Genomic DNA, 22,432 nt, shown 5'->3' on the forward strand with positions numbered 1-22,432 from the left:
GATATGAGATAGCCAACAAAACAAAGCTAAAACTTGGATAACAACAACAAACACTCCGAAAAGAGTGGCACAAAAGACCAGTTCAAAAGTCAGTGTGACTTATTCCTGCCCGGTGGCTATGGCGGGGCGCCCCCACCCGATCCCATCCCGAACTCGGAAGTGAAACGCCCCTGCGCCAATGGTACTTCGTCTTAAGACGCGGGAGAGTAGGGCGCCGCCGGGCATGAATAATCCACACCGACAAATCTCTACAAAATAAAACAGAACAAACATTATTTACCGCGGGGTGGAGCAGCCCGGTAGCTCGTCAGGCTCATAACCTGAAGGTCGTAGGTTCAAATCCTACCCCCGCAACCAAAATTTAACCCGTTATCACCAAGATGACGGGTTTTTTGTTGTCTAAATTTTGAAACGCGATAACTCCGATTACCGCACACTAGCCCTCAGCTTTAAATGACTTGTCGCCATAGATGAAGCGGGGGCCGCGGCCGTAGCTGGAGGCGGCGTCGCCGGCGTTGTACAGCTCGCATTTGTCCAGAGACAGGCAGCCACACCCCATACAGCCTTCCAGCTGCGCTCTCAGGTTCTCCATGCGTGCAATGCGCTCATTCAGATGAACTTTGAACTGTTGGCTTAAGCGTTGCCACTCAGCTTTGTTCGGAGCACGGCCCGGGGGAAGTGTCCCGAGTTGATCCGAAATCTCCTTGATGGTGAAGCCAAACTCCTGCGCGACTAACGCAAATGACAGGCGGCGGATGTCTGCGCGCATAAAACGGCGCTGACCACCAGAGTTGCGGCTGGCGGTAACAATTCCCTTGGTCTCGTAGAAACGAATAGCGGAAGTGGTGAGGCCGGTACGGTCGGCTAATTCACCGATTGTCATGACATCTGAGTGCTGCATAAAATTCTCAAAAATAGTGCTTGACTTAAACTTAACTTGAACTCCTAAACAGGGTGTCATCAGAAGTCAAAAGAAAGGCTATTGCGATGACAAAGAGTTTTTTAGAGCATGTCAACATCACCGTTTCTGACCCAGTTGCGACCGCGGGCCGTCTTTCAGATTGGTTTGGCTGGAATGTGCGTTGGCAGGGTGCTGCCCGGGCAGGTGGAACAACCGTTCATGTTGGATCGGATGACAGCTATATCGCTGTTTATTCCCTTGGAAACACCAATGCCACTCAAGAAGACAACTACATCACTCATGGCAGTTTGAACCACGTTGGCGTGGTGGTTGATGATTTGGATGCGGTTGAGAATAAAGTTTTGGCGGGCGGATACAAGACCCGAAACCACGCTGACTATGAGCCGGGTCGACGCTTCTACTTTGATGATGATGATGGCATCGAGTTTGAGGTCGTCAGCTACGCATAACTTAATGAATTACGGTGCAAGAGCGTTTCCTCATTATGAGGAAACGCTTTTTTTGTTTTACCAGAGGTCCAGTCCCAGAAGTTTCTTGCCGAGATCGGTCAGTTCTGCCGTTTTAGCATTTTTCTTTTCCCAATCTCGCGGGTCGCCGGGAAAGGATGCTCTTTGTGGTGGCTCCATGTGGCGCCATTGATGGATCCGGTCTTGTCTGAGACCTTCATTGGCCTGCTCAGATGGGAACATGGAGATGTATTGGGCGATCCGTACTTTGTCTTTTGAGTTGTTGGGGCGGATGCCATGGGCGAGGAGGGCGTTGAAAATCATCAGGTCGCCCGGCTCCATTTCAATATTCTCGATCTCAAAGCCAGAGTAGTCTGGATGTTTGGGGTCGCGGTCTTCTGGTTGGGTCTTGACCCATTCATCGAATTCTTCAAAGAGCTTTGGGATACATTGAAAGCCACCAGTTTCATCATCTTGTTTGATTAATGAAAGAACGCCCTGAACGCTGATTGGTTGAGGGCGCAGGGATGTGTCTACATCCCAATGGATGAACCCGGGTTTGCCGTCGCGGTTTTTCTTGGGCGGATTGAGGTTTGCGCGGTCGATGCTGACCCAGAGGTCCTCCCGGTCCCAGATGTCTACGAAAGCATCGTAGACGCGTTGTTGCATACGGTTGTCCCACAGGTGCTGGTGATTATAGACTTCCAGCATACCCGCGTTGTTCAGCTCTTGCATTTTGTGAGCGCGGCGTTGTGGTGTGTACCAAGTTGACGGATCAGTGGGATCTTTTTCGTCAAACTCCCAAAGTAGATCGACCAGCCTTTTTACATTTTCCTGCGGGACGGCCTGACGTACAATGACATAGCCGCGGTTGATCCAGTGCTGCCAGTCTTCTTCTGATAAGACGCGCAGCGGTAGGGTCTTCTTGATGTCCTTCAACTGGGTGTCGGTTGCGGTTGAGCCCCAGTGATTGTCTGCAAGCAGTTCAGCGTCCATTTGGTCCTCCCAGATCCTTCAATGAACTTGTGAGTTTATTCACTCTGGTATGTGAGAGTTGTTCTAAACTAGCGGATACTGGTACTATTCTGGCGTCTTATTGGTTCAGAGGGTGAAATGCGGTCATATCTGGAGAAAGTGCCGGAGTCTGAAGACGGTTCATTCAAGGTGATGAACCGGCGTCTTCATGACGGCATTCCGTTCTCCTGGCATCACCATCCTGAATATGAGCTGACCTTGACGTTGAACTCTGAAGGGCAACGCTATGTGGGTGATCATGTAGGAGACTACGGGCACTCAGACCTTGTGCTGCTTGGACCTAATCTTCCGCATACGTGGGCGTCTAACAATCGGCCTGACGAGAGTGAACCGCATCAGGCATTGGTTATCTGGTTTGAGCCGGAGTGGATTGAGCGAATTACCAGCGAGATGTCAGAACTGGCTGGTGTTAAGAAGCTGTTTCAGCGGGCACTGGCGGGACTAAGCTTCAGTGATGCTGCGCGGCGGCGTGTGGTGCCCAAGATCGAGAGTTTCTTTGAGGAAGACCCGCTGGAGCGCTTGTTTATCGTTCTCAGGGTTTTGTCGGAACTCTCAGAGGATGAATATGCGATGCAGCTGGCGCATGATCCGGTTGTGCTTTCCAGTGCGGATGGTGGCAATGAGCGCATCGACAGGGTGTTGACGCTCATTCACTCCGAGTATGCGCGTGTGTTGACGCTGGAAGAACTAGCCGAGACGGCGGCGCTGAGTGTCTCCGGAGTGCACCGGCTGTTTCAGCGGCATACGGGACAGACGATCTCAGAGTACCTGAAGCGCATTCGGATTGGGGATGCGTGTGCGCAGCTTTCTGGTGGGGATGCGCCGATTTCGATGATTGCTCATAATGTGGGGTATTCGGCGCTGGCCAACTTTAACAGGCAGTTTCGCGCGGTGAAAGGTATGACCCCGCGCGAATACCGGACTAGGTTCAGAGAGTAGTAATCCCGCTACATCACTGCGCCGATCTGCCATGGGACGAACTCATAGTCGCCCAGTCCTTGCGCCTCTGACTTGCTGTGCTCGCCTGAGGCGACCTTGATCATCAGCTCGAAAAGCTCCGTGCCAACTTCTTCGACGGATCTGCCATCGGAGATGATGGAGCCTGCGTTGAAGTCCATGTCTTCTGGCATATGCTCAAAGAGTGGTGTGTTGCTGGCGACCTTGATTGTGGGGGATGGCTTGCTGCCGAATGCGGAGCCGCGGCCTGTGGTGAAGACGATCAGGTTGCAGCCGCTAGCGATCTGGCCAGTGACGGAGGCAGGATCGTAGCCGGGACTGTCCATGAAGACGAAGCCTTTGGTTTCAATCGGCTCGCCGTATTTGTAGACGCCTTCCAGAGCAGTGGTGCCACCTTTGGCGACTGCGCCGAGCGACTTTTCGAGGATAGTTGTCAGGCCGCCGCGTTTGTTGCCCGGTGAGGGGTTGTTGTCCATGGTGCCGTTGTTACGGGCGGTGTAGTCCTCCCACCAGCGGACGCGTTCCACGAGTTTCTCAGCGATCTTCTGGTTGGCGGCGCGGCTGGTGAGCAGGTGTTCTGCGCCGTAGATCTCTGAGGTTTCTGAAAGGACCGAGGTGCCGCCGTATTTGACGAGCAGGTCGGTGGTGTAGCCAAGAGCTGGGTTGGCTGTGACCCCGGACCAGCCATCAGAGCCGCCGCATTGCAGGCCGACCATGAGTTTGGAGAGTGGCGCTGGCTGACGAGAGGCTTTGTTGGCCTCTGGCAGCATGGCTTTGACTTTTTCTATGCCAGCTTCGATGGTTTTGCGCAGGCCGCCCATACCCTGAATGTTCATGAACTGAAATGTTGGTGACTGCTTCAAGCCGTAGGCATCCAGCAGGAAGTCGATCTGGTTGACTTCGCAACCCAGGCCGACCAGCAGAACGCCGCCGACATTTGGGTTTTTGACGTAGCCCCAGAGGACGCGTTGCAGGTTGGCAAAGCCCTCATTGTCGCCTGCCATGCCGCAGCCTGTGCCGTGAGCGAAGGAGGCGACACCGTCTACATTCTCAAACTGCAACAGGTCTTCATCGCTGAAAGCATCTGCGATGCGGTGAGCTGCGGTGGCGGAGCAGTTTACGCTGGTGAGGACTGCGATGTAGTTGCGGGTGCCGACACTGCCATCTTCGCGGTGATAACCGAGGAAGGTACGCTCTTCCGGGTGCTCGGCGTATTGCGTTGGTTTGTAGTCCTTGCAGAAGCTGTGGTGCACGCCGGGATCGGAAAACTCCATGTTGTGCGAATGCACATGGGCGCCTGCCTGAATGTCCGTTGTTGCGAAGCCGATGGTCTGGCCGAACTTGATCAGCGCTTGTCCCTGCTTGATGTCGTGTTCGGCGATTTTGTGACCTGCGGAGATATTGTCGAGGACCTGAAGATTGCCTGCCTGATCACCCGGCTGCAAAGCTCTTGTGGCGATGATGACGTTGTCCGCTGGCTGAAGTTTGACGCTGGCTGGAATGGGTGCCGACATTTCAGAGAGTTTCCATTGTTTTGGTGAGATAGAACTTTGCAGCGGTGCCACCAAAGATGGCCTCCCAGTCTGCCTGTGGCAGGTCAGCGGTGAGCTGCTCCACCATATCCACCCAGTTTTGATAGGTATTTGCGAGGAGAAGGACAGGCCAGTCGCTGCCGAACATGACGCGCTCCGGTCCAAAGCATTTCAGAATGTGAAAGGCATAGGGCGCGATGTCTTCGATCTCTGCGTTCTCGGAGGCCTCAGTCAGGAGACCTGAGAGTTTGCAGCAGACGTTGGAGGTGCGTGCGATGTCGCCGACGTGTTGGGACCACGTCTCGATGGCCTTGTTGCGGATATCCGGTTTGGCGCAATGGTCGATGACTGCGCGCAGGTCCGGGTAGCGGCTGAGGAAGGTTTTAAGGTGTGGCAGGTGCCGGGGCTGGACCAGCAGGTCGAGTGTCAGCTTGTTGTCAATGAGGGCTTGAATGGCGGGGTGCAGATTGTCCTGCAGCATCCACTCGTCGTCTTCAATGTCCTGTATCATCGGACGAATGCCGACGAGCTTTGGGTTTTGGGAGAGTTCACTGATGACTTCTGGCGCGTTCGCTGCTTCCATGTCTACCCAGCCGACGACGCCGAGGATCCAGTCGTGTTCTGCGGCCAGCTCCAGCATGAAGAGGGTTTCTTCAATGGTGTCTGCTGCCTGAACGAGGATGGTTCCGTCCATCTTTGCCTGTGTGAGCAGGGGTTGGATGTCACTGGTGAGGAAGTCGCGGTACAGGACATTCAGGTCTGGCGTGAGCCAGCTGTAGTCGCCGCGGGAAAGCTTCCAAAAATGGTGGTGGGCATCGATCCTAAGCATGCTTCACCTCTTGTTCGAAGAAGAGATTGCCAGACGGGACCGGGGCTTCAGCGGGAAGAAGGTCTCGTTCTTTCAGTCTTGCCCAGAAGGCGTCGGGAATGTCGGCAGCGATCCATTTGAGGATATCTTCCAGCTCGCTGCGATTGCGCATGCCGGGAATAACGCTGGCGATTGTGGGGTGCGCGAGTGGGAAGTGCAGGGCTGCTGCAGCCAGATCAACCGAAAACTCCTGACAGCATTCTTTCAGCGCTGTCACATGAGCCAGAATTTCAGGTGGTGCGCTTCCGTAGTTCCAGGTGTTGCCGCCAACGAGGATGCCTGAGTTAAACGGGCCGCCGAGAATGATGGAGGTTTGGGCCTTTGTGCAGGCTGGCAGCAAATCCTTGAGAGGGGCTTGCTCCAGCAAGGTGTAACGGCCAGCAAGGAGGAAGGCGTCCCAGTGGGCTTGCTGCATCAGCTCCATGCAAATGGCGGTCTCGTTCACGCCAAGGCCCATTGCTGAAATAGCACCTGAGGACTTGAGCTCCTGAAGAGCCCTGATACCGCCTTGCAGGTCTCTCATATGGCGGCGGTTTTCTTCCAGGCCATGGGTCGCAGTGCCGATATCATGCACCAATAGGATATCAAGTCGGTCGAGACCGGTGCGGTGTAGACTGGCCTCGTAGGAACGCATGATGCCGTCATACGAGTAATCATAGACCGGATGGAAGGGCAGTGGGTCTGGCCAGCCGAACTGGGCCGGGTTGTCTGCCATGCCCGGTTTCAGCAGGCGGCCAACCTTGGTGGAGAGGATGTAGTCGTGCTTGCGCACGGCATCTCCAATGACACGTTCGGAGCGGCCAAAGCCATAGTAAGGGGCGGTGTCAATGTAGGTGAGACCAACCTCTTTGGCGCGATCCAATGTGCTCATAGACTCTTTGCGAGGAGCTGTTGCAAACAGCCCACCAAATGCTGCGCCGCCGATTCCCAATGTCGGCAGTTGCAGATCTGTTCCCCCCAATTGTCGATGAGCCAGCTTCCCTCCCAAGCCCATAGCGATTTCCTTATGTTGGCACTGTGCCGTAAATGCTGGTGATGTCCTTCGCTACCTGAGCGTAGGCTTGTTGAACGTCTTCAATTCCCGGTGCTTTGAAATCGTCGATGCGCTCCATGAATGGACAGCTGAGTGCAGCGACTGCGTTTCCATCTGGTCCCAGAATTGGGAAGGCCAGATTTGTGACGCCGACTGTGCTGGCAGATGGCATGCGTACGAAACCTTGTTCCTGTACTTCATCCAGAATGGCACGGAATTCATCGAGGCTCATCTCCGGTTCTCCGAATGCGCGCTCATGCTGGTTGTACATGAGTTCTCGGATCTCCGGCTTCTGGAAGGCAGCGATTGCCCGTCCGGTGCCTGTGTTCCAGAGGCCGATGACCGAGCCGGTTTTGAGGACGAAACTCCAGTTGCCCGGCGCTTCCACGCTGGCGACAACAACGATTTCTCCCTGATGCTCCATACCGATGTGGCTGGACTGGTGAACGTCCTTGGCCGTTTTGCGCATCATGGGCACCGCCGCTTCCAACAACCGCGTGACGGGTGGGTGGCGATGCGACATGGAATACATTTTCAGGCTGAGCTGAAAGCGGTCACCCTCTATGGAGCGCGATACATACTCGCGGCGCACCAGTGTGGTGAGCATGCGGTAGATCTCATTGGGGGACCGGTCGAGTGCTTTTGCGATCTCTGCCTGAGACAGGCCGGATGCGTACTGGGACAGCAGTTCCAGAATATCCAGTCCCTTCTCCAAAGCAGGAGCGCGGTATTTTTCAGCTTTGTCTTGCGATGTCTGTGTGTCTGCCATGATCAGCTCTGTTTGATGTGAGCATATTTTTTGACGCAAAATTCGACCTTGTCAATTTCTAATTTACATTTGAAAGAAGTTTTTATATTTAAGTTATGCCATTATGTGATTTGGTGAACTGACGGATTTCTGCGGTCTTTGGGAGAGGGCCAACGGGCCACTTGCCTTTTGTTTTGACGATAAGCGGTGCTTCCTCTCTAATAATCCGAGTTTCAGGTCCGTTTGGCCGAGCCTAAATTTTGAGAGATTCAGTCCGGGGGAGGACACATGGGACGATTGACTGGCAAGACAGCCCTTATCACCGCTGCAGGGCAGGGAATTGGCCGTTCTACGGTAGAAGCCTATGCTGCTGAAGGGGCAAAGGTTTTTGCAACAGACATTAACGAAGCTGCGCTTACAGAGTTGAATGCGATTGAGGGTGTGACCGGCCTGAGGCTGGATGTGACCAATGCAGATGATGTGCGTGACACTCTTGAAGTTACAGGGCCGTTGGACATTCTGTTCAACTGTGCGGGCTTCGTACACAACGGTACGATTCTCGACTGTGATGAAGATGCGTGGGATTTCTCTTTCAATCTGAATGTGAAGGCGATGTACCGCCTCTGCCGAGCTGCGATTCCTGGCATGCTGGAAAATAGTGGTGGTTCCATCATCAACATGTCGTCTGTGGCGTCGTCGTTGAAGGGCGTTCCGAACCGGTTTGTTTATTGCTCCTCCAAAGCAGCAGTGATTGGCCTGACCAAGGCAATTGCAGCGGATTTTGTGACCAAAGGTGTTCGCTGTAATGCGATTTGTCCTGGAACGGTCGACAGTCCGTCCCTGCATGACCGGCTGAAGGCCACAGGCAATTACGAGCAGGCAATGAAAGATTTTATTGCGCGTCAACCTATGGGACGCATTGGCAAGCCAGAAGAGATTGCTGCGCTGGCTGTGTACCTTGGTAGTGATGATAGCGCGTTTACAACAGGTCAGACGCACGCCATTGATGGCGGTTGGTCAGTATAAGAAAATGGGTAGGATATGAAGCTTCTTAGATATGGTGAGCTGAACGCTGAAAAACCGGGTGTTCTGGATGCGGATGGCAACATTCGTGACCTTTCTGGTGTGGTTGGTGACATTGCTGGAGATACGCTCAGCGCGGAAGGTCTTGCAAAAATTGCATCGCTGGACCTGACCAGCCTGCCGGTGGTGGAAGGTAATCCGCGCATTGGTGCCTGTGTCGGCAATGTGGGCAAGTTCATCTGTATTGGCCTTAACTATTCCGACCATGCTGCTGAAGCGGGCATGGAAGTGCCAAAAGAGCCTGTGACCTTCTTCAAGGCGACCTCAGCTATTTGTGGCCCAAACGATGACATTGAAATTCCGCGCGGGTCTGTGAAAACAGACTGGGAAGTGGAACTGGGTGTGGTGATTGGTAAACACACCAAGTATGTGAGCGAAAAGGGTGCGCTGGATCACGTGGCCGGATATTGCGTGGTCAATGATCTGTCTGAGCGTGATTTCCAGCTGCACCGCAGTGGCCAGTGGGTGAAGGGTAAGTCTGCTGACACCTTCGGTCCGATTGGCCCGTGGCTTGTGACCCGTGATGAAGTTGAAGACCCGCAGAACCTTTCCATGTATCTGGAAGTGAACGGCCATCGCTATCAGAACGGTTCTACCAAAACCATGGTGTTTGATGTGGCGAAGGTGATTTCGCATCTGTCGCAGTTCATGAGCTTGCAGCCTGGTGATGTGATCTCCACTGGCACGCCTCCGGGTGTTGGCATGGGCCAGAAGCCAGAGACTTATCTGAAGCCGGGCGACAAGATGGAGCTGGGTATTGAAGGTCTTGGTGTTCAAAAACAGGTTACTTACGCTGCTGATTGAGGAGCGTGAGCTTGCTAAGCTCTGATGCCTTCACTAAGCTTTAAAGAACTCTCCGCTGCTGATCGTGGTGGAGAGTTTTTTTTATGCGTTTTCAGGGGGAGAAAACTTTCATGACCAGCGTTTCAGAGCCAATCACATATTGCAGTTATGAAAGCCCGGTTGGGTCTTTGCTGATTGGTGGAGAAGCTGGTGGGCTGGAGTTTCTTCATTTTCCTGAAAGTGCACGCAGGCGGTTTGTTGAAGACGGCTGGGTGGAAGATGCCACGCCTTATGCGGACTTGATTGCGCAGCTTAAAGCTTACTTTGCAGGGGAGCTAAAAGAGTTCTCTTTGAACTGGAAGCTGATTGGCACTGACTTTCAAAAGAGCGTTTGGGAGCAACTTGCGGCAATCCCGTTTGGGGAAACGCGCAGTTATGGCGATGTCGCGAAAGCGCTAGGCAATCCGGGTGCGAGCCGTGCTGTGGGGCTGGCGAACAATGCGAACCCATTGCCGATTGTTATTCCATGCCATCGGGTGATTGGGGCGAATGGTGCTCTGGTTGGATTCGGTGGCGGGCTGGATACGAAAGTCTGGTTGCTGGATCACGAGGGTATTCCGCACGGAGCCGGTGCCAGCAAAGACCAGATGGCATTCCAGTTCTAAAACGGAACCCGCTTTAGAACCGGAGCACAATGCAGATCAATCAAATGTAAGCTGGAACTTGCTGTTCAGGATAAATGGCGCGCGGAAGTCTTCGTTGATGAAGTAGTAGATGCCCTGCTCTTTATCATGGGTGATGTTGAAGCAGCCATATTCTTCTTTGCTCCAAAGACCAGTCCAGCTGGAGCAATACTGATTGTTCTCGATCTTGTAGCGCGCTTCGAATGGTTTTGCGTCGCCTTCTTTGATCCAGAGGGTGAGACCAGACTCGGAGAAGTACTGGCGTGTTTCAGCGGCAAAGTGGATGCCTTTAATGGTTGAGCCGGTCAATAACTCAGTAATTTGAGTGTTGTTCAAAGTCACTTCACCAGCCAGTGCAGGCGTTGCGCATGCGGCAATAACAAGGCCTAAAATCACTTTCTTCATATTGCTTCTTTCCAGAGATAAATTGAGATGATGGTCAGCTGTTTACCTGCCATTCAGGACTGAATTTGCGTTTCAGTACAGGTACCGATTTGGTTAGGCAGGCTTAGATATGCTTCCTGATCGCTGGTTTTTATCAGCGCAGGTTTTTTTCTCAAATCACCTTTTTTTGCTTAAAATTTGCAGGTTTTAAATGGAAAAGGGCGCCCGATTGAGCGCCCTCTTTTTTGCTGATCCTGTTGTATTCAGGATGGTGTTGTTTCGGTTTCATCAAACTGAATGCGCACGATCCTGTCTGTTCCGGATTCTCCGCCCCATGCTTCGCCTTTACGTCCTGCCATTTGGCGGACGTCAGCGTCTGCTTTGTTGCTTGGGAAGCTGGTGAACTCTTCTGTATCCGGATCAAAATGGACGATGGCGTCGGCATCAAAGTCTGTGAGCCAGACCTTATCGTTCTCATCGACATAGACCGAGTAGGGCAGTGGATCGTTGCCGGGGAGACGCCATGCGCGCCATGTGTCTGCCTTCGGGTCGTATTCGCTGACCTGACCGGAGAGCCACTCACTGACCCAGAGCTTGCCTTCTGAGTTAGACCAGACGCGGCGGGCGCCTTGCTCTTTTGTTGGAGGCGTCACGATGCGGGCGCGTCCGTTGGTTCTGTCAATGTTGGCGATGTGGCTGCCGGCGAGGGAGGCGTACCAGACATCACCTTGCGGTGTGACAGTGATGCCATAAGGGCCGGGGCCTTGAGGGCTTGGCCAGACTTCGATCTCTTGTGTGATGGGGTCAACGCGGCCATAGACGCCGTTTTGTCCGGTGAACCAGTAGATGCCGTCGTGGTCGAAGATGCCTGTGTTGAGGTTTGCGTCTGCGAACTCGGCAGGTAGCGGAATGAGGGTGACGGCGTCTGTTGCCGGATCAACACGTGCGATGGCGTTTTGTCCGCCTTCGGTGACCCACATTGCGTTATCGGGGCCGAGCACCACGCCGTGTGGGGCTGCATTTTCGCCCAGTGAAACCGGGTGGAGTTCTCCATTGTCAGGATCAAGACGTGTGAGTGTGCCATCTGCCTGTCCGCAGTACCAAACCATGCCATCGGAATCGAAGCCAATGTCTCTGGAGCGGGCGCCTGGACGGGCGTCAAAATACGTGACTTTTGCGTTTTTGACAGAGTTTGTTTTTTCGCCTTCAGCGAAAACAGGTCCAGCAACGATGCCCATGTAATAGGCGCTGGAAATTGTTAGGGCAGATGCTCCGAGAAACTCTCGTCTGTTCATCCTACCTCTCCCTTGTGCCGTCTCCTTGGTGGAGACAATCGGATTGCCTTAATCCAAGGGAAAGGCGTGTCTATGGCAAACTACCTATACACCCTCAAGCATTTTAAGTGAGGTTAAGGAACGGTCAGCGAAGCGGAGAAAATTGTTTGGATCGTCGTGTTCAAGAATGTAGATCTTGGTTCGGCTTTTTTCCTGCAAGGCCGTCAGAATGTGGCCCCATGGGACGGTGCCGAAGCCGACATCTGCCCAGCCATCTTCATCTGTGCCTTCGCCTTCTGGAGCGATGTCTTTGATATGGACTGCGGTGATGCGGGTGCCGTGGGCTTCGATCCAGTCCAGCGGGTCCAGACCTGCTTTGATGATCCATGCGGCATCGACCTCCCATTCCACGGTGGGAGCTTCTGAGATAATCAGCTCCATAGGAATGGTGCCGTCCGGAAGTGGTTTGAACTCAAAATCGTGGTTGTGCCAGCCGAAGTGGAAGCCTTTATGCTTGAGCGTGTTGGCCATGTGCTCCAAACGGTGGGCGAAGACGGTCCATTCTCTCTTTGTTGTCGGGCGTTGTTCTGGTGTGAGGTAGGGGGCGAAGATGGTGTGCATGCCGAGGAGGACTGCGATCTTGATGCACTGATCGAGGTTCTCTTCCAGATCCTTGAGGTCGAAGTGGCCGGAGGGCATGTCGAGGTCGTATTGATCGAGGAGATCTCGCACTGTCTGAGCAGCTTCCAGTGTAGGGTAGAGCTCCTCAAAGCCTTCTACCTGTGTGTAGCCGAGGAGGGCTGTTTCCTGAAAAATCTCTTTCCAGGGCTGGAAGTTTCGTGCGCTGTAAAGCTGTAGGCAAAAGTCCATGATACAGTTCCCCTCCCAGAGCGACCAAAGCTAGCTGCCTCGGTTTTATTGCTCTGCACGACAATAGAGTTGCATCTACCTGAAGGGCAAGGGGGCTTGCGAAAGAGGGCGAGGAGAGGGGATCCTCCTCGGAAGCGGTTGTCAGAATCGATGTTTGAGCAAGGTGGTTTCATGAATTGACCACACCCGGTGGAGAACATCTGAATAGGGAATTTAGGTTCGAATTATTTCGCCGCGAAAATATTAGCTAGCTTAATAAATCAGAGTTTGCGTCAACAGCGCAGTCTTTTCAACGTGTTATTGGTTCAGGCTGTCAGATGCAAGAATGACAGATCTTCAACATTTTCTGCCGCACTGGGTGCGTTCTCATCCTAATGGATAACAGCTGAGAGTTTCGTTTTGTCAATTTTCGAATTGACGCTTAAGTGGTTTCGCTTATATTTCGAAATTACGCGAATATGCGCGTAATCGACTGTAAACGAAAATTGACGTGTTGGTTAGGACGTAGTTTAATTTTGATCTCTAATGGCACTTTGTAGGGACGGAGCTGCGTAAGAAAGCAGAACTTGAGAGTGTTCGGGGAGGCTCGTGAAAAATTGACAGATGCGTAGCGTTGCAAAACGGCGCAGTTCTTTAAAAGGCTGGGACCTTTACTAAGAGATTCAGCTCGACCACCGAGTTGTTTTTTGGAATTACAGTCAGGAATATGAAGGTACCGCAGTGCAAGCAGCGCGTACCGCAGGAAGCAGTTGGGTCGCTTTCTGTTCCGGGAGGGCAACATGCTTGAATTAAGGGGCGTCAGCAAGACTGTTGACGGTATGGACCATATTCGCGACGTGTCTTTGCGTCTTGAAAGTGGCTCATTGAACGTATTGTTGGGACCAACACTGTCAGGCAAGACAACGCTTATGCGTTTGATGGCAGGGCTGGACACGCCAACTGCAGGGCAAGTGCTCGTAAATGGACAGGATATGACCGGTGTTTCCGTGCGCAAGCGCGACGTCGCCATGGTCTATCAGCAGTTCATCAACTACCCGGCTCTCACGGTTTATGAGAACATCGCCAGCCCGCTGCGCGTTGCGGGAGTAAAAGGGGCTGATGTTGACAAGCAAGTGCGCAAAGCTGCGGACTTGATGAAGCTTACACCTTATCTGGACAGAACACCGCTGAACCTCTCCGGTGGTCAGCAGCAGCGTACTGCTATTGCGCGTGCGCTGGTCAAAGGGGCGCATCTGGTGCTGATGGATGAGCCATTGGCGAACCTGGATTACAAACTGCGCGAAGAATTGCGTGACGAGCTGCCGAAGATCTTCTCTGAAAGCGGTGCTGTGTTTGTTTATGCAACAACAGAACCGACAGAAGCTTTGTTGCTGGGCGGGCGTACAGCCACCTTGCATGAGGGGCAGGTTTCGCAGTTTGGTGATACCATTGATGTTTACCGAAATCCTCAGGACATCGTTACTGCGCAGACTTTCTCTGATCCGCCGCTGAACCTGCTGGGCCTGACGAAGAGCGGGGGTGAGTTCCGCACGTCAAATGGCACGGTTATTCCGGCATCAGAAGAAGAGAAGCGTCTTCCTGATGGACATTACAAAGCAGGTTTCCGGCCCCATCACCTTTACCTGCAGCGCCCAAGTGAAGATGCTGTGTGTCTTCCTGCGGTTGTTGATGTCTCCGAGATTACCGGTTCTGAGAGCTTCATCCACCTGACATGCCTGAACCACCGCTGGGTGGCGCTGGAACATGGCATTCATAACGTAGACGTGGATGCCAAGATCGACGTGTATGTGGATGCCAAGAACTTCATGATTTTTGATGATGAGGGTCGCTCTGTTGCGTCTCTCATGCGTGAAGCGGCTTAAGGAGGCGAGCATGGCACGTATTGATCTCGACCACATTCGCCACTCTTATTTGCCGACCCCAACAAGCCCAAGCGATTACGCTTTGAAGGAAGTTAACCTGACCTTTGAAGATGGCGGTGCTTATGCGCTTCTTGGGTCTTCCGGCTGTGGCAAGACAACACTTTTGAACATCATCTCCGGTTTGCTGACACCGTCCGAGGGTGAGCTGCTGTTTGATGGCAAGCCGGTGACGGAGCTTTCTACTGAAGCGCGTAACATTGCGCAGGTGTTCCAGTTCCCGGTCGTTTACGACACCATGTCTGTGTACGACAATCTGGCGTTTCCGCTTCGCAACCGCGGTGTTCCGGCAGCTGAAGTTGATCAGAAGGTCAACGAGATTCTGCGGATCATTGATCTGGAAAGCAAGGCAAAGCGCAAGGCGCAGGGCCTGACGGCGGATGAGAAGCAGAAGATCTCGCTGGGCCGTGGTCTGGTGCGCTCTGATACCAACGCGATCCTGTTTGATGAACCGCTGACCGTGATTGATCCGCACATGAAGTGGGTTCTGCGCTCGCAGTTGAAGCATCTTCACAAGCAGTTTGGCTTCACCATGGTTTATGTGACCCACGACCAGACCGAGGCTTTGACCTTCGCGGATAAGGTTGTGGTGATGTATGGCGGCGAAGTTGTGCAGATTGGAACGCCGGATGAGCTGTTCCGCAAACCTCAGCATACTTTTGTTGGTTACTTCATCGGGTCTCCGGGCATGAATATTCTGCCGTGCGAGGTGGATGGAACCATGGCGCGTGTTGGTGGGCACAGTGTACCGCTGCCATGCGGTCTCGACCCGAAAAAGCAAGCCCAGAAAACCGAGGTTGGTATCCGTCCTGAGTTTGTGAAACTCGGTGGTGCCGGAGAAGGTCTGCCGTTGAAAGTCAACGCTGTTGAAGACATCGGCCGCTACCGCATTTTACGTGGTGAGATGGAAGGTGTTGCGCTGAACGCCATTGTTGGCGAAGGCATGAGCATTCCGGAAAGCCCGACAGCTCTCTTCGATCCAACACAGACGAACCTTTATGCCGACAGCTGGCTCGTAAGTGAGGGGGCCTGATCCATGGAAAAGACCGTAAACAACAAAGCCTGGTTCATGGTTTTACCGGTTCTTTTGCTGGTGGCCTTTACCGCTGTTATTCCATTGATGACTGTCGTGAACTACGCGTTTCAGGACAGCTTTGGAAACAATCAGTTCTTTTGGGTTGGGATTGAATGGTTTCAGGAACTGCTCAGCTCCGAGCGCTTTCATGATGCCTTGGTCCGCAACCTGATTTTCTCCTTCTCCATTCTTGTTATCGAGATCCCGCTGGGTATCGGCATTGCGCTTTGTATGCCTAAAAAAGGCTGGGGTGTTCCGGTTTGTCTGGTGTTGATGGCGCTGCCATTGCTCGTGCCGTGGAACGTGGTTGGTACCATCTGGCAGGTGTTTGGCCGTGCGGACATTGGTCTGCTGGGTTACTTCCTGAATTCTCTTGGCATCAACTACAACTACACGCAGGACCCTGTTGCTGCATGGGCCACCGTGATTGTTATGGATGTGTGGCACTGGACCAGCCTTGTTGTGCTGCTGTGCTATGCGGGTCTGGTTTCTATTCCAGAGGCTTACTATCAGGCCGCGCGTATTGATGGGGCGTCCCGCTGGGCGGTGTTCCGTTATATCCAGCTGCCAAAGATGCACAGTGTGTTGCTGATTGCGGTTCTGCTGCGCTTCATGGACAGCTTTATGATTTACACCGAGCCGTTTGTTGTAACAGGTGGCGGACCGGGTAACTCCACGACCTTCCTGAGTATTGACCTTGTGAAGATGGCGATTGGTCAGTTTGACCTTGGACCAGCTGCTGCAATGTCACTCGTCTACTTCCTCATCATCCTGCTGTTCTCATGGGTGTTCTACACCGCGATGAACAACATTGGGACTGAGAAGAAACACTACGCAGGCGAGGAGTAAGCACCATGTCGACAACAACTGGAACTGCAGTCATTGATGGTGGTGCTGCTGCTGGTGGACAGGCTCCACGCAGCCGGACCCGCGCAAAGGCACAGAGAACCGGAAGCCGCTATGCTTTCCTCGTTCCAACTTTGTACATCACGTTTTTGATGCTGCCGATCTACTGGCTCTTCAACATGAGCCTGAAGACCAACCAGGAGATTCTGAGCAAGTTCACTTTGTGGCCGGATGAGCCGACGCTCGCCAACTACATGGTGATCTTCACGGACCCGAGCTGGTACAACGGTTACATCAACTCCATCACCTATGTGGCGCTCAATACGGTTATCTCCGTGGCGGTCGCGCTGCCAGCGGCCTATGCGTTTTCTCGCTATAAGTTTCTGGGTGACAAGCATCTGTTCTTCTGGCTGCTGACCAACCGTATGGCTCCGCCAGCGGTGTTTGCACTGCCCTTCTTCCAGCTCTATTCCGCCTTCGGTCTGATCGACACGCACCTTGCGGTGGCTCTGGCGCACTGTCTGTTCAACGTGCCGCTGGCTGTGTGGATTTTGGAAGGCTTTATGTCTGGTGTCCCGAAAGAGATTGACGAGACTGCTTACATCGATGGCTATTCCTTCCCGAAATTCTTCGGCAAGATCTTCATGCCTTTGATTGCAAGCGGTATCGGTGTGGCAGCGTTCTTCTGCTTCATGTTCTCTTGGGTGGAACTGCTGATTGCCCGCACGCTGACGACCACTGCGGCTAAACCGATTGCGGCCACGATGACCCGTACGGTTTCAGCTTCCGGCATGGATTGGGGTGTACTTGCGGCGGCGGGGATTCTGACAATTATTCCGGGTGCGCTGGTGATCTACTTCGTACGTAACTACATCGCTAAGGGCTTTGCCCTGGGTCGCGTTTAACAGGGAGGCGATTATGGATTTTTCTTGGATGGCCTGGACGTCGCCGACTGCGATTTTCTTCATCACCATTGGCCTGCTGATCTCCAGCATGGCGGTTTGGGAGTGGTTTGTGCCGGGGGGAACACCACGGCATGGGATTTTGAAATTTGAGACGACACGCGGCGACCGCTTGTTTGTTTCGCTGCTGGGCAGTGCGTTTATCTGCCTGTTTTGGCTTGGGTTTGTTAGTGCAAACCTTTGGTGGGCTCTGTTGGTCTGTGTGGCATACGCGTTTTGCGTGTTCCGCTGGGTTTAGGATTGAGCTTTTTTCTCTGCACTGATGTTTAGGGGAACTTTCAGTGCAATCAATTATAATCGGGAGGAATATATATGAGACGTCAGCTTTTAGCGTCCGTTGGCTTTGCAGCCATGATTTGCGCATCCAGCTCTGCTTTTGCAGACATGGAAGCCGCGAAGAAGTGGGTGAGCGACGAATTCCAGCCTTCTACTCTTTCTCAGGAAGAGCAGATGAAGGAAATGGACTGGTTCATCAAAGCAGCTGAGCCTTTCAAAGGTATGGAAATCAAAGTGGTTTCCGAAACCATTGCGACCCACGAATACGAAGCGAAGGTTCTTGCAAAAGCATTTACCGAAATCACCGGCATTAAAGTTACTCACGACCTGATCGGTGAAGGTGATGTTGTTGAGAAGCTTCAGACCCAGATGCAGTCTGGCGAGAACATCTATGATGCTTACGTCAACGATTCCGACCTGATCGGTACGCACGCTCGCTACAAGCAGGTTCGTAACCTGACTGACTGGATGGCTGGTACTGGTAAAGCGGTCACGTTGCCAACTTTGGATGTTGAAGACTTCATCGGTCGCTCATTCACAACTGGCCCTGATGGCAAGTTGTATCAGCTTCCAACACAGCAGTTCGCGAACCTTTACTGGTTCCGCTATGACTGGTTCACAAACCCAGACATCAAAGCTCAGTTTAAAGCGAAATACGGCTATGAGCTGGGTGTTCCGGTTAACTGGTCTGCTTATGAGGACATCGCTGAATTCTTCACCAACGACGTGAAAGAAATCAACGGCGAAAAAGTCTATGGTCACATGGACTACGGTAAGAAAGATCCATCCCTGGGTTGGCGCTTTACCGATGCATGGCTCTCCATGGCAGGTGCTGGTGACAAGGGTATTCCAAACGGTTTGCCAGTTGATGAGTGGGGCATTCGCGTAAACGGTTGTTCCCCAGCTGGTTCTTCCGTTGAGCGCGGCGGTGCTACCGATGGTCCTGCAGCGGTTTACTCCATCACCAAGTACATCGAGTGGCTGAAGAAGTACGCTCCGGCTGAAGCGCCAGGCATGGTGTTCTCTGAAGCTGGTCCGGTTCCGGCACAGGGTTCTGTTGCTCAGCAGATCTTCTGGTATACCGCGTTCACCGCAGACATGGTGAAAGAGGGTATTCCAGTTGTGAATGCAGACGGCACTCCTAAGTGGCGTATGGCTCCTTCTCCGAAGGGTGCTTACTGGGAAGAAGGCATGAAGCTGGGTTATCAGGATGCTGGTTCCTGGACTCTGATGAAGTCTACCCCGGAAGATCGCGCAAAAGCTGCATGGCTCTACGCTCAGTTCACCGTTGCAAAGACAACTTCTTTGAAGAAGTCTCACGTTGGTCTGACCTTCGTGCGTGACAGTGACGTTCGTGATGCGTCCTTCACTGAGCGTGCACCTAATCTGGGTGGTCTGGTAGAATTCTACCGTTCCCCAGCCCGTGTACAGTGGACCCCAACCGGTACCAACGTTCCTGACTATCCAAAGCTGGCTCAGCTGTGGTGGCAGAACATTGGTGATGCATCCTCGGGCGCGAAAACTCCTCAGGAAGCTATGACTGCTCTTGCAGCTGCTCAGGACAAAGTTCTGAAGCGTCTTGAGCGTGCTGGTGTTCAGGGCGAGTGTGGTCCTAAGCTCAACGAAGTTAAGGATCGCGATTTCTGGCTGAACCAGCCAGGCGCACCGAAAGCCAAACTGGCTAACGAAAAACCAACTCCGGTCACCGTTGACTACGACGAGCTGATCAAGAGCTGGGCAGACGCTTCCAAGTAAGCACTGCTTCAAAGGTGTCCATCATCGGAAACAGAGGTCGTTCTCGATGATGCGCTTCCAAGACTAAACGAGAAACCCGGTGTCGTGAGGCGCCGGGTTTTTTGTTTTTGGGTGTTGTGCTGAGTTGGGAAGTGCAGCTGCAACCAAGGTGGTTGTTTCGTCTTCTGGTTGTGGCATGGTAGGTAGATTTTGCGATGTCTTGGTCAGATTGAAGGGGCTGCTGCTGTGAAGTGTCTAAGGATTTACACAACGCCGGATGGGGAGTCGCATTTTGGTGAGGTTGAGATACCGACCGAGAAAGTGTCGGTGCATCCTGATGCAACTCCGTTTGATGTGAGTGCCAGTTATCCGGCTTCGCGCGTCCGTTTCTCTCACATTCCAGCAGGTATGAGACAGGTGGAATGGCATAATGTGCCTGATCGGGTTTTGACCGTGAGACTTGATGGGTCCGTTGAGTATGAAACCAGTGACGGGGAAGTTCGAACCGTCGGGGCTGGGGAGTTTGTGCTTATTGAGGATACGCATGGCAAGGGTCACCTTTCGCGGCATTCAGCTGAGGCTCAGACTGTGCTTTGGATCTCCTTGCCGAATGGGTTGGACGAGCCGTTGTAGGTGGTGAGGGTAACCAAGCCTCTCTCTTACAATTCCGCATATTAGAATTGTATTTTACAACTGGAATTCCTGCCGTGCCCTGCTAAACTATGTGGAATTGCGAGTGATAGTGCGGCGCGGGAGTGCGCTTTGCCTCAGGGAGTTTCGAGTGTCTTCTTCATTTAAGTCATCAGGTCAGGTTTCCTATGAATTGCGCGGTGATGTTGCGGTTATGACCGTGAGCAATGCGCCGGTGAATGCGTTGTCTCTGGCGATCCGGCAGGATCTGGTTAAGCGTATCAAGCAGTTTGAAGAAGATGATGCAGCGAAGGCTGCGGTGATTGTTGGCGCTGGCAAGGTGTTCATTGCGGGGGCTGACATTCGTGAGTTTAAGCGTCCGGCCACTGAGCCGCATCTTCCTGATGTAATTGACCAGATTGAAGCGTGTTCCAAGCCTGTGATTGCTGCCATTCATGGCGTTGCGCTGGGCGGCGGGCTTGAGGTTGCGCTGGGTTGCCATTTCCGCGTTGCTGTGAAGGGCGCGAAGGTCGGTTTGCCAGAGGTGCATCTGGGTATCATTCCGGGCGCTGGTGGCACACAGCGCTTGCCGCGTTTGGCGGGCTACGAGAAAGCGCTGGAGATGATCCCGAGTGGTGCGCAGCTTGGTGCTGATGCTGCCAAAGCAGCTGGCATTCTGGATGAGGTGAGCGAAGATGCTGATGTGGTTGCAGCAGGCCTCGCGTTCGCGCGGTCTGTGATCGACAACGGAACGCCTTTGCGACGTTGCTCTGAACTGGTTGCGCCTGCTGTTGATCCACAGGTGTTTGCGGATGCCAAGGTTGTGGTTGCCAAGCGGGCCCGTGGTCAGAAATCACCGGTGGTGTGTGTTGAAGCCATTGAGGTTGCCAGCCAGACCAGTTTTGCAGATAGCATGGCGAAAGAGCGTGAGATGTTTATGGAGCTGAAGGACTCGGCTCAGCACCGTGCTTTATCACATGCGTTCTTTGCGGATCGCGCTCTCGGAAAGCTTCCTGAAATTGAAGGCATTGCTCCACGGGAGTTGAAATCTATCGGCGTGATCGGCGGTGGTACTATGGGCGCTGGCATAGCGACTGGTGCTCTGATGAATGGGCTTTCTGTTACCCTGATTGAGCGGGATGATGAAGCTCTAGGCCGCGCGAAAGCGACGATTGCCAAGAATACTGGTGGTGCTGTTAAGAAGGGCAAGCTTTCAGCAGAGCAGGAACAGCGGATCTTTGCTGAAGCCTTATCTTTGAGCACGGACTATGCCTCGCTCTCTGACGTGGATCTGGTTGTTGAGGCGGTGTTTGAAGACATCACTGTGAAGAAACAGGTGTTCCAGAAGCTGGATGAGGTTTGTAAGGACGGTGCTGTTCTGGCGACCAACACGTCTTATCTGGATGTGAACGCCATTGCTGCAGTGACCAAGCGTCCGCAGGATGTGATTGGGCTGCATTTCTTCTCTCCGGCCCACATCATGAAACTGCTGGAAGTGGTGGTTGCGGACAAGACCGCTCCAGATGTGATTGCGACTGGTTTCCAGCTTGGCAAGATCATGCGCAAGGTCGCTGTTCGGGCTGGCGTTTGTGATGGCTTCATCGGCAACCGCATTCTGGCGACTTATCGTGCAGCTGCTGATGCAGTTGTGGTGGACGGATCATCGCCGTTTGAGGTGGATGAGGTGATGCTGGAATTCGGCTTCCCGATGGGGCCGTATGCGGTGGCTGATCTGGCTGGTCTGGATATTGGCTGGGCGACCCGCAAGCGGAAGGCGCCAACCCGTGATCCACGTGAACGTTATTTCACATTTGCAGACCGCATGTGTGAGCAAGGCTGGTTTGGGCAGAAAACCAGCAAGGGCTACTACGTTTATGAGGAAGGTGCGCGGAAAGGCACGCCAAACCCGGCTGTTCTCGAGATTTTGACAGAGGAACGCAAAGAAAAACATATCAACGCACAAAACCTTTCAAAAGAGCAGATCCTTGATCGGTACATGGCAGCCATGGTGAATGAGGCTGCAAAGGTGGTTGAGGAAGGCATTGCCTTGCGGCCGCTGGACGTGGATATGACGCTGATCTACGGCTATGGCTTCCCGCGTTGGCGTGGTGGCCCGATGCAGTATGCGGATGAGATTGGGCTTGAGAAAATTCTCAATAATATCAAGGTGTATGCGCAGGAAGATGCTTACTTCTGGCAGCCTGCGAAGCTGCTTGAGGAGCTGGTTGCCTCTGGCAAAACATTTGCTGACCTGAATGCTGAGCGGGGGAATAACCCGGCAGCGAAAAAGCACGAGAACGCTTGATTCTCTTCAGTTGCATCGCCATCTTCTAGTGGTGTACCCTTTGGGTAGCTCTAAAACAGCGCACATA

General features: G+C 53.2%; 22 protein-coding genes, 1 tRNA gene and 1 rRNA gene. 15 read left to right on the forward strand and 9 right to left on the reverse strand.

Annotated elements, in window-relative coordinates; translation table 11 throughout:
- Nucleotides 1-108: 108 nt before the first annotated feature.
- Nucleotides 109-223 (forward strand): 5S ribosomal RNA (rrf, locus tag PsW74_RS11885).
- Nucleotides 224-280: 57 nt separating this feature from the next.
- Nucleotides 281-357 (forward strand) — tRNA-Met (locus PsW74_RS11890).
- A gap of 79 nt (nucleotides 358-436) precedes the next feature.
- Here PsW74_RS11890 and soxR read toward each other — a convergent pair.
- Nucleotides 437-901: a redox-sensitive transcriptional activator SoxR gene (soxR, locus tag PsW74_RS11895; protein ID WP_063305831.1), complete on the reverse strand. Its 465-nt coding sequence runs from the start codon at nucleotides 899-901 to the stop codon at nucleotides 437-439.
- 86 nt (nucleotides 902-987) lie between these two features.
- On the opposite strand from soxR, the gene PsW74_RS11900 reads away from it, so the two are divergent.
- Nucleotides 988-1,371, forward strand: a complete 384-nt coding sequence (locus PsW74_RS11900; RefSeq protein ID WP_063290515.1) for a VOC family protein — start codon at nucleotides 988-990, stop codon at nucleotides 1,369-1,371.
- A gap of 57 nt (nucleotides 1,372-1,428) precedes the next feature.
- On the opposite strand, the gene PsW74_RS11905 is transcribed toward PsW74_RS11900, so the two are convergent.
- A complete protein-coding gene (locus PsW74_RS11905; RefSeq protein ID WP_063290514.1) occupies nucleotides 1,429-2,364 on the reverse strand; it encodes a phytanoyl-CoA dioxygenase family protein in 936 nt (311 codons plus the stop codon).
- Between the two features lie 117 nt (nucleotides 2,365-2,481).
- On the opposite strand from PsW74_RS11905, the gene PsW74_RS11910 reads away from it, so the two are divergent.
- Complete coding sequence (locus PsW74_RS11910; RefSeq protein ID WP_063290513.1) at nucleotides 2,482-3,342, forward strand: AraC family transcriptional regulator; 861 nt, start codon at nucleotides 2,482-2,484, stop codon at nucleotides 3,340-3,342.
- 8 nt (nucleotides 3,343-3,350) lie between these two features.
- On the opposite strand, the gene PsW74_RS11915 is transcribed toward PsW74_RS11910, so the two are convergent.
- From PsW74_RS11915 to PsW74_RS11930, 4 genes are read right to left on the reverse strand one after another with little or no spacing between them, the layout of a single operon-like run.
- On the reverse strand, nucleotides 3,351-4,874 hold the full coding sequence (locus PsW74_RS11915) for an altronate dehydratase family protein (RefSeq protein ID WP_063290512.1): 1,524 nt from the start codon (nucleotides 4,872-4,874) through the stop codon (nucleotides 3,351-3,353).
- Between the two features lies 1 nt (nucleotide 4,875).
- A complete protein-coding gene (locus PsW74_RS11920; RefSeq protein ID WP_063290511.1) occupies nucleotides 4,876-5,721 on the reverse strand; it encodes an amidohydrolase family protein in 846 nt (281 codons plus the stop codon).
- Entirely contained in the window at nucleotides 5,714-6,754 is a 1,041-nt protein-coding gene (locus tag PsW74_RS11925; RefSeq protein WP_063290510.1) for an aldo/keto reductase, read from the reverse strand. The genes PsW74_RS11920 and PsW74_RS11925 overlap by 8 nt, the downstream gene beginning before the upstream one ends.
- A gap of 10 nt (nucleotides 6,755-6,764) precedes the next feature.
- Nucleotides 6,765-7,562, reverse strand: a complete 798-nt coding sequence (locus PsW74_RS11930) for an IclR family transcriptional regulator (RefSeq protein ID WP_063290509.1) — start codon at nucleotides 7,560-7,562, stop codon at nucleotides 6,765-6,767.
- A 267-nt stretch (nucleotides 7,563-7,829) separates the two neighbouring features.
- Between PsW74_RS11930 and PsW74_RS11935 the strand changes: the two genes are divergently transcribed.
- The 3 genes from PsW74_RS11935 (at nucleotide 7,830) to PsW74_RS11945 (ending at nucleotide 10,072) form a co-directional block, all read left to right on the forward strand.
- Nucleotides 7,830-8,567 carry an SDR family oxidoreductase gene (locus tag PsW74_RS11935; protein WP_063290508.1) on the forward strand — a complete coding sequence of 246 codons (738 nt, stop codon included), beginning with the start codon at nucleotides 7,830-7,832 and terminating at the stop codon, nucleotides 8,565-8,567.
- A gap of 15 nt (nucleotides 8,568-8,582) precedes the next feature.
- Nucleotides 8,583-9,428 carry a fumarylacetoacetate hydrolase family protein gene (locus PsW74_RS11940; RefSeq protein ID WP_063290507.1) on the forward strand — a complete coding sequence of 282 codons (846 nt, stop codon included), beginning with the start codon at nucleotides 8,583-8,585 and terminating at the stop codon, nucleotides 9,426-9,428.
- Nucleotides 9,429-9,538: 110 nt separating this feature from the next.
- On the forward strand, nucleotides 9,539-10,072 hold the full coding sequence (locus PsW74_RS11945; protein ID WP_063290517.1) for a methylated-DNA--[protein]-cysteine S-methyltransferase: 534 nt from the start codon (nucleotides 9,539-9,541) through the stop codon (nucleotides 10,070-10,072).
- A gap of 36 nt (nucleotides 10,073-10,108) precedes the next feature.
- On the opposite strand, the gene PsW74_RS11950 is transcribed toward PsW74_RS11945, so the two are convergent.
- From PsW74_RS11950 to PsW74_RS11960, 3 genes are all read right to left on the reverse strand, one after another.
- Nucleotides 10,109-10,495 carry a hypothetical protein gene (locus tag PsW74_RS11950; protein ID WP_063290506.1) on the reverse strand — a complete coding sequence of 129 codons (387 nt, stop codon included), beginning with the start codon at nucleotides 10,493-10,495 and terminating at the stop codon, nucleotides 10,109-10,111.
- 242 nt (nucleotides 10,496-10,737) lie between these two features.
- On the reverse strand, nucleotides 10,738-11,769 hold the full coding sequence (locus PsW74_RS11955) for a hypothetical protein (protein WP_063290505.1): 1,032 nt from the start codon (nucleotides 11,767-11,769) through the stop codon (nucleotides 10,738-10,740).
- Between the two features lie 84 nt (nucleotides 11,770-11,853).
- On the reverse strand, nucleotides 11,854-12,618 hold the full coding sequence (locus PsW74_RS11960; protein ID WP_063290504.1) for a sugar phosphate isomerase/epimerase: 765 nt from the start codon (nucleotides 12,616-12,618) through the stop codon (nucleotides 11,854-11,856).
- A 779-nt stretch (nucleotides 12,619-13,397) separates the two neighbouring features.
- On the opposite strand from PsW74_RS11960, the gene PsW74_RS11965 reads away from it, so the two are divergent.
- From PsW74_RS11965 to PsW74_RS12000, 8 genes are all read left to right on the forward strand, one after another.
- Nucleotides 13,398-14,480 carry an ABC transporter ATP-binding protein gene (locus tag PsW74_RS11965; protein WP_063290503.1) on the forward strand — a complete coding sequence of 361 codons (1,083 nt, stop codon included), beginning with the start codon at nucleotides 13,398-13,400 and terminating at the stop codon, nucleotides 14,478-14,480.
- 10 nt (nucleotides 14,481-14,490) lie between these two features.
- Complete coding sequence (locus PsW74_RS11970) at nucleotides 14,491-15,570, forward strand: ABC transporter ATP-binding protein (protein ID WP_063290502.1); 1,080 nt, start codon at nucleotides 14,491-14,493, stop codon at nucleotides 15,568-15,570.
- Nucleotides 15,571-15,573: 3 nt separating this feature from the next.
- On the forward strand, nucleotides 15,574-16,461 hold the full coding sequence (locus PsW74_RS11975; protein ID WP_063290501.1) for a sugar ABC transporter permease: 888 nt from the start codon (nucleotides 15,574-15,576) through the stop codon (nucleotides 16,459-16,461).
- A gap of 149 nt (nucleotides 16,462-16,610) precedes the next feature.
- The gene (locus PsW74_RS11980; protein WP_244271793.1) at nucleotides 16,611-17,363 is read left to right on the forward strand and encodes a carbohydrate ABC transporter permease; all 753 of its coding nucleotides are present in this window, start codon (nucleotides 16,611-16,613) and stop codon (nucleotides 17,361-17,363) included.
- A 13-nt stretch (nucleotides 17,364-17,376) separates the two neighbouring features.
- Nucleotides 17,377-17,658, forward strand: coding sequence for a DUF2160 family membrane protein (locus tag PsW74_RS11985; protein WP_057465479.1), 282 nt, complete (start codon nucleotides 17,377-17,379; stop codon nucleotides 17,656-17,658).
- Nucleotides 17,659-17,732: 74 nt separating this feature from the next.
- Entirely contained in the window at nucleotides 17,733-19,451 is a 1,719-nt protein-coding gene (locus PsW74_RS11990; RefSeq protein WP_063290499.1) for an ABC transporter substrate-binding protein, read from the forward strand.
- Nucleotides 19,452-19,676: 225 nt separating this feature from the next.
- Entirely contained in the window at nucleotides 19,677-20,063 is a 387-nt protein-coding gene (locus PsW74_RS11995) for a hypothetical protein (RefSeq protein WP_063290498.1), read from the forward strand.
- A 148-nt stretch (nucleotides 20,064-20,211) separates the two neighbouring features.
- Nucleotides 20,212-22,365, forward strand: a complete 2,154-nt coding sequence (locus tag PsW74_RS12000; protein WP_063290497.1) for a 3-hydroxyacyl-CoA dehydrogenase NAD-binding domain-containing protein — start codon at nucleotides 20,212-20,214, stop codon at nucleotides 22,363-22,365.
- The last annotated feature ends 67 nt before the right edge of the window (nucleotides 22,366-22,432 follow it).

This window comes from Pseudovibrio sp. W74 (assembly GCF_001623085.1).
In the GTDB taxonomy this organism is placed as follows: domain Bacteria; phylum Pseudomonadota; class Alphaproteobacteria; order Rhizobiales; family Stappiaceae; genus Pseudovibrio.

Coding starts and splice junctions, on each gene's coding strand:
- soxR (WP_063305831.1), bottom strand. CDS start 901: ATGCAGCACTCAGATGTCATGACAATCGGTGAATTAGCCGACCGTACC.
- PsW74_RS11900 (WP_063290515.1), top strand. CDS start 988: ATGACAAAGAGTTTTTTAGAGCATGTCAACATCACCGTTTCTGACCCA.
- PsW74_RS11905 (WP_063290514.1), bottom strand. CDS start 2,364: ATGGACGCTGAACTGCTTGCAGACAATCACTGGGGCTCAACCGCAACC.
- PsW74_RS11910 (WP_063290513.1), top strand. CDS start 2,482: ATGCGGTCATATCTGGAGAAAGTGCCGGAGTCTGAAGACGGTTCATTC.
- PsW74_RS11915 (WP_063290512.1), bottom strand. CDS start 4,874: ATGTCGGCACCCATTCCAGCCAGCGTCAAACTTCAGCCAGCGGACAAC.
- PsW74_RS11920 (WP_063290511.1), bottom strand. CDS start 5,721: ATGCTTAGGATCGATGCCCACCACCATTTTTGGAAGCTTTCCCGCGGC.
- PsW74_RS11925 (WP_063290510.1), bottom strand. CDS start 6,754: ATGGGCTTGGGAGGGAAGCTGGCTCATCGACAATTGGGGGGAACAGAT.
- PsW74_RS11930 (WP_063290509.1), bottom strand. CDS start 7,562: ATGGCAGACACACAGACATCGCAAGACAAAGCTGAAAAATACCGCGCT.
- PsW74_RS11935 (WP_063290508.1), top strand. CDS start 7,830: ATGGGACGATTGACTGGCAAGACAGCCCTTATCACCGCTGCAGGGCAG.
- PsW74_RS11940 (WP_063290507.1), top strand. CDS start 8,583: ATGAAGCTTCTTAGATATGGTGAGCTGAACGCTGAAAAACCGGGTGTT.
- PsW74_RS11945 (WP_063290517.1), top strand. CDS start 9,539: ATGACCAGCGTTTCAGAGCCAATCACATATTGCAGTTATGAAAGCCCG.
- PsW74_RS11950 (WP_063290506.1), bottom strand. CDS start 10,495: ATGAAGAAAGTGATTTTAGGCCTTGTTATTGCCGCATGCGCAACGCCT.
- PsW74_RS11955 (WP_063290505.1), bottom strand. CDS start 11,769: ATGAACAGACGAGAGTTTCTCGGAGCATCTGCCCTAACAATTTCCAGC.
- PsW74_RS11960 (WP_063290504.1), bottom strand. CDS start 12,618: ATGGACTTTTGCCTACAGCTTTACAGCGCACGAAACTTCCAGCCCTGG.
- PsW74_RS11965 (WP_063290503.1), top strand. CDS start 13,398: ATGCTTGAATTAAGGGGCGTCAGCAAGACTGTTGACGGTATGGACCAT.
- PsW74_RS11970 (WP_063290502.1), top strand. CDS start 14,491: ATGGCACGTATTGATCTCGACCACATTCGCCACTCTTATTTGCCGACC.
- PsW74_RS11975 (WP_063290501.1), top strand. CDS start 15,574: ATGGAAAAGACCGTAAACAACAAAGCCTGGTTCATGGTTTTACCGGTT.
- PsW74_RS11980 (WP_244271793.1), top strand. CDS start 16,611: ATGCTGCCGATCTACTGGCTCTTCAACATGAGCCTGAAGACCAACCAG.
- PsW74_RS11985 (WP_057465479.1), top strand. CDS start 17,377: ATGGATTTTTCTTGGATGGCCTGGACGTCGCCGACTGCGATTTTCTTC.
- PsW74_RS11990 (WP_063290499.1), top strand. CDS start 17,733: ATGAGACGTCAGCTTTTAGCGTCCGTTGGCTTTGCAGCCATGATTTGC.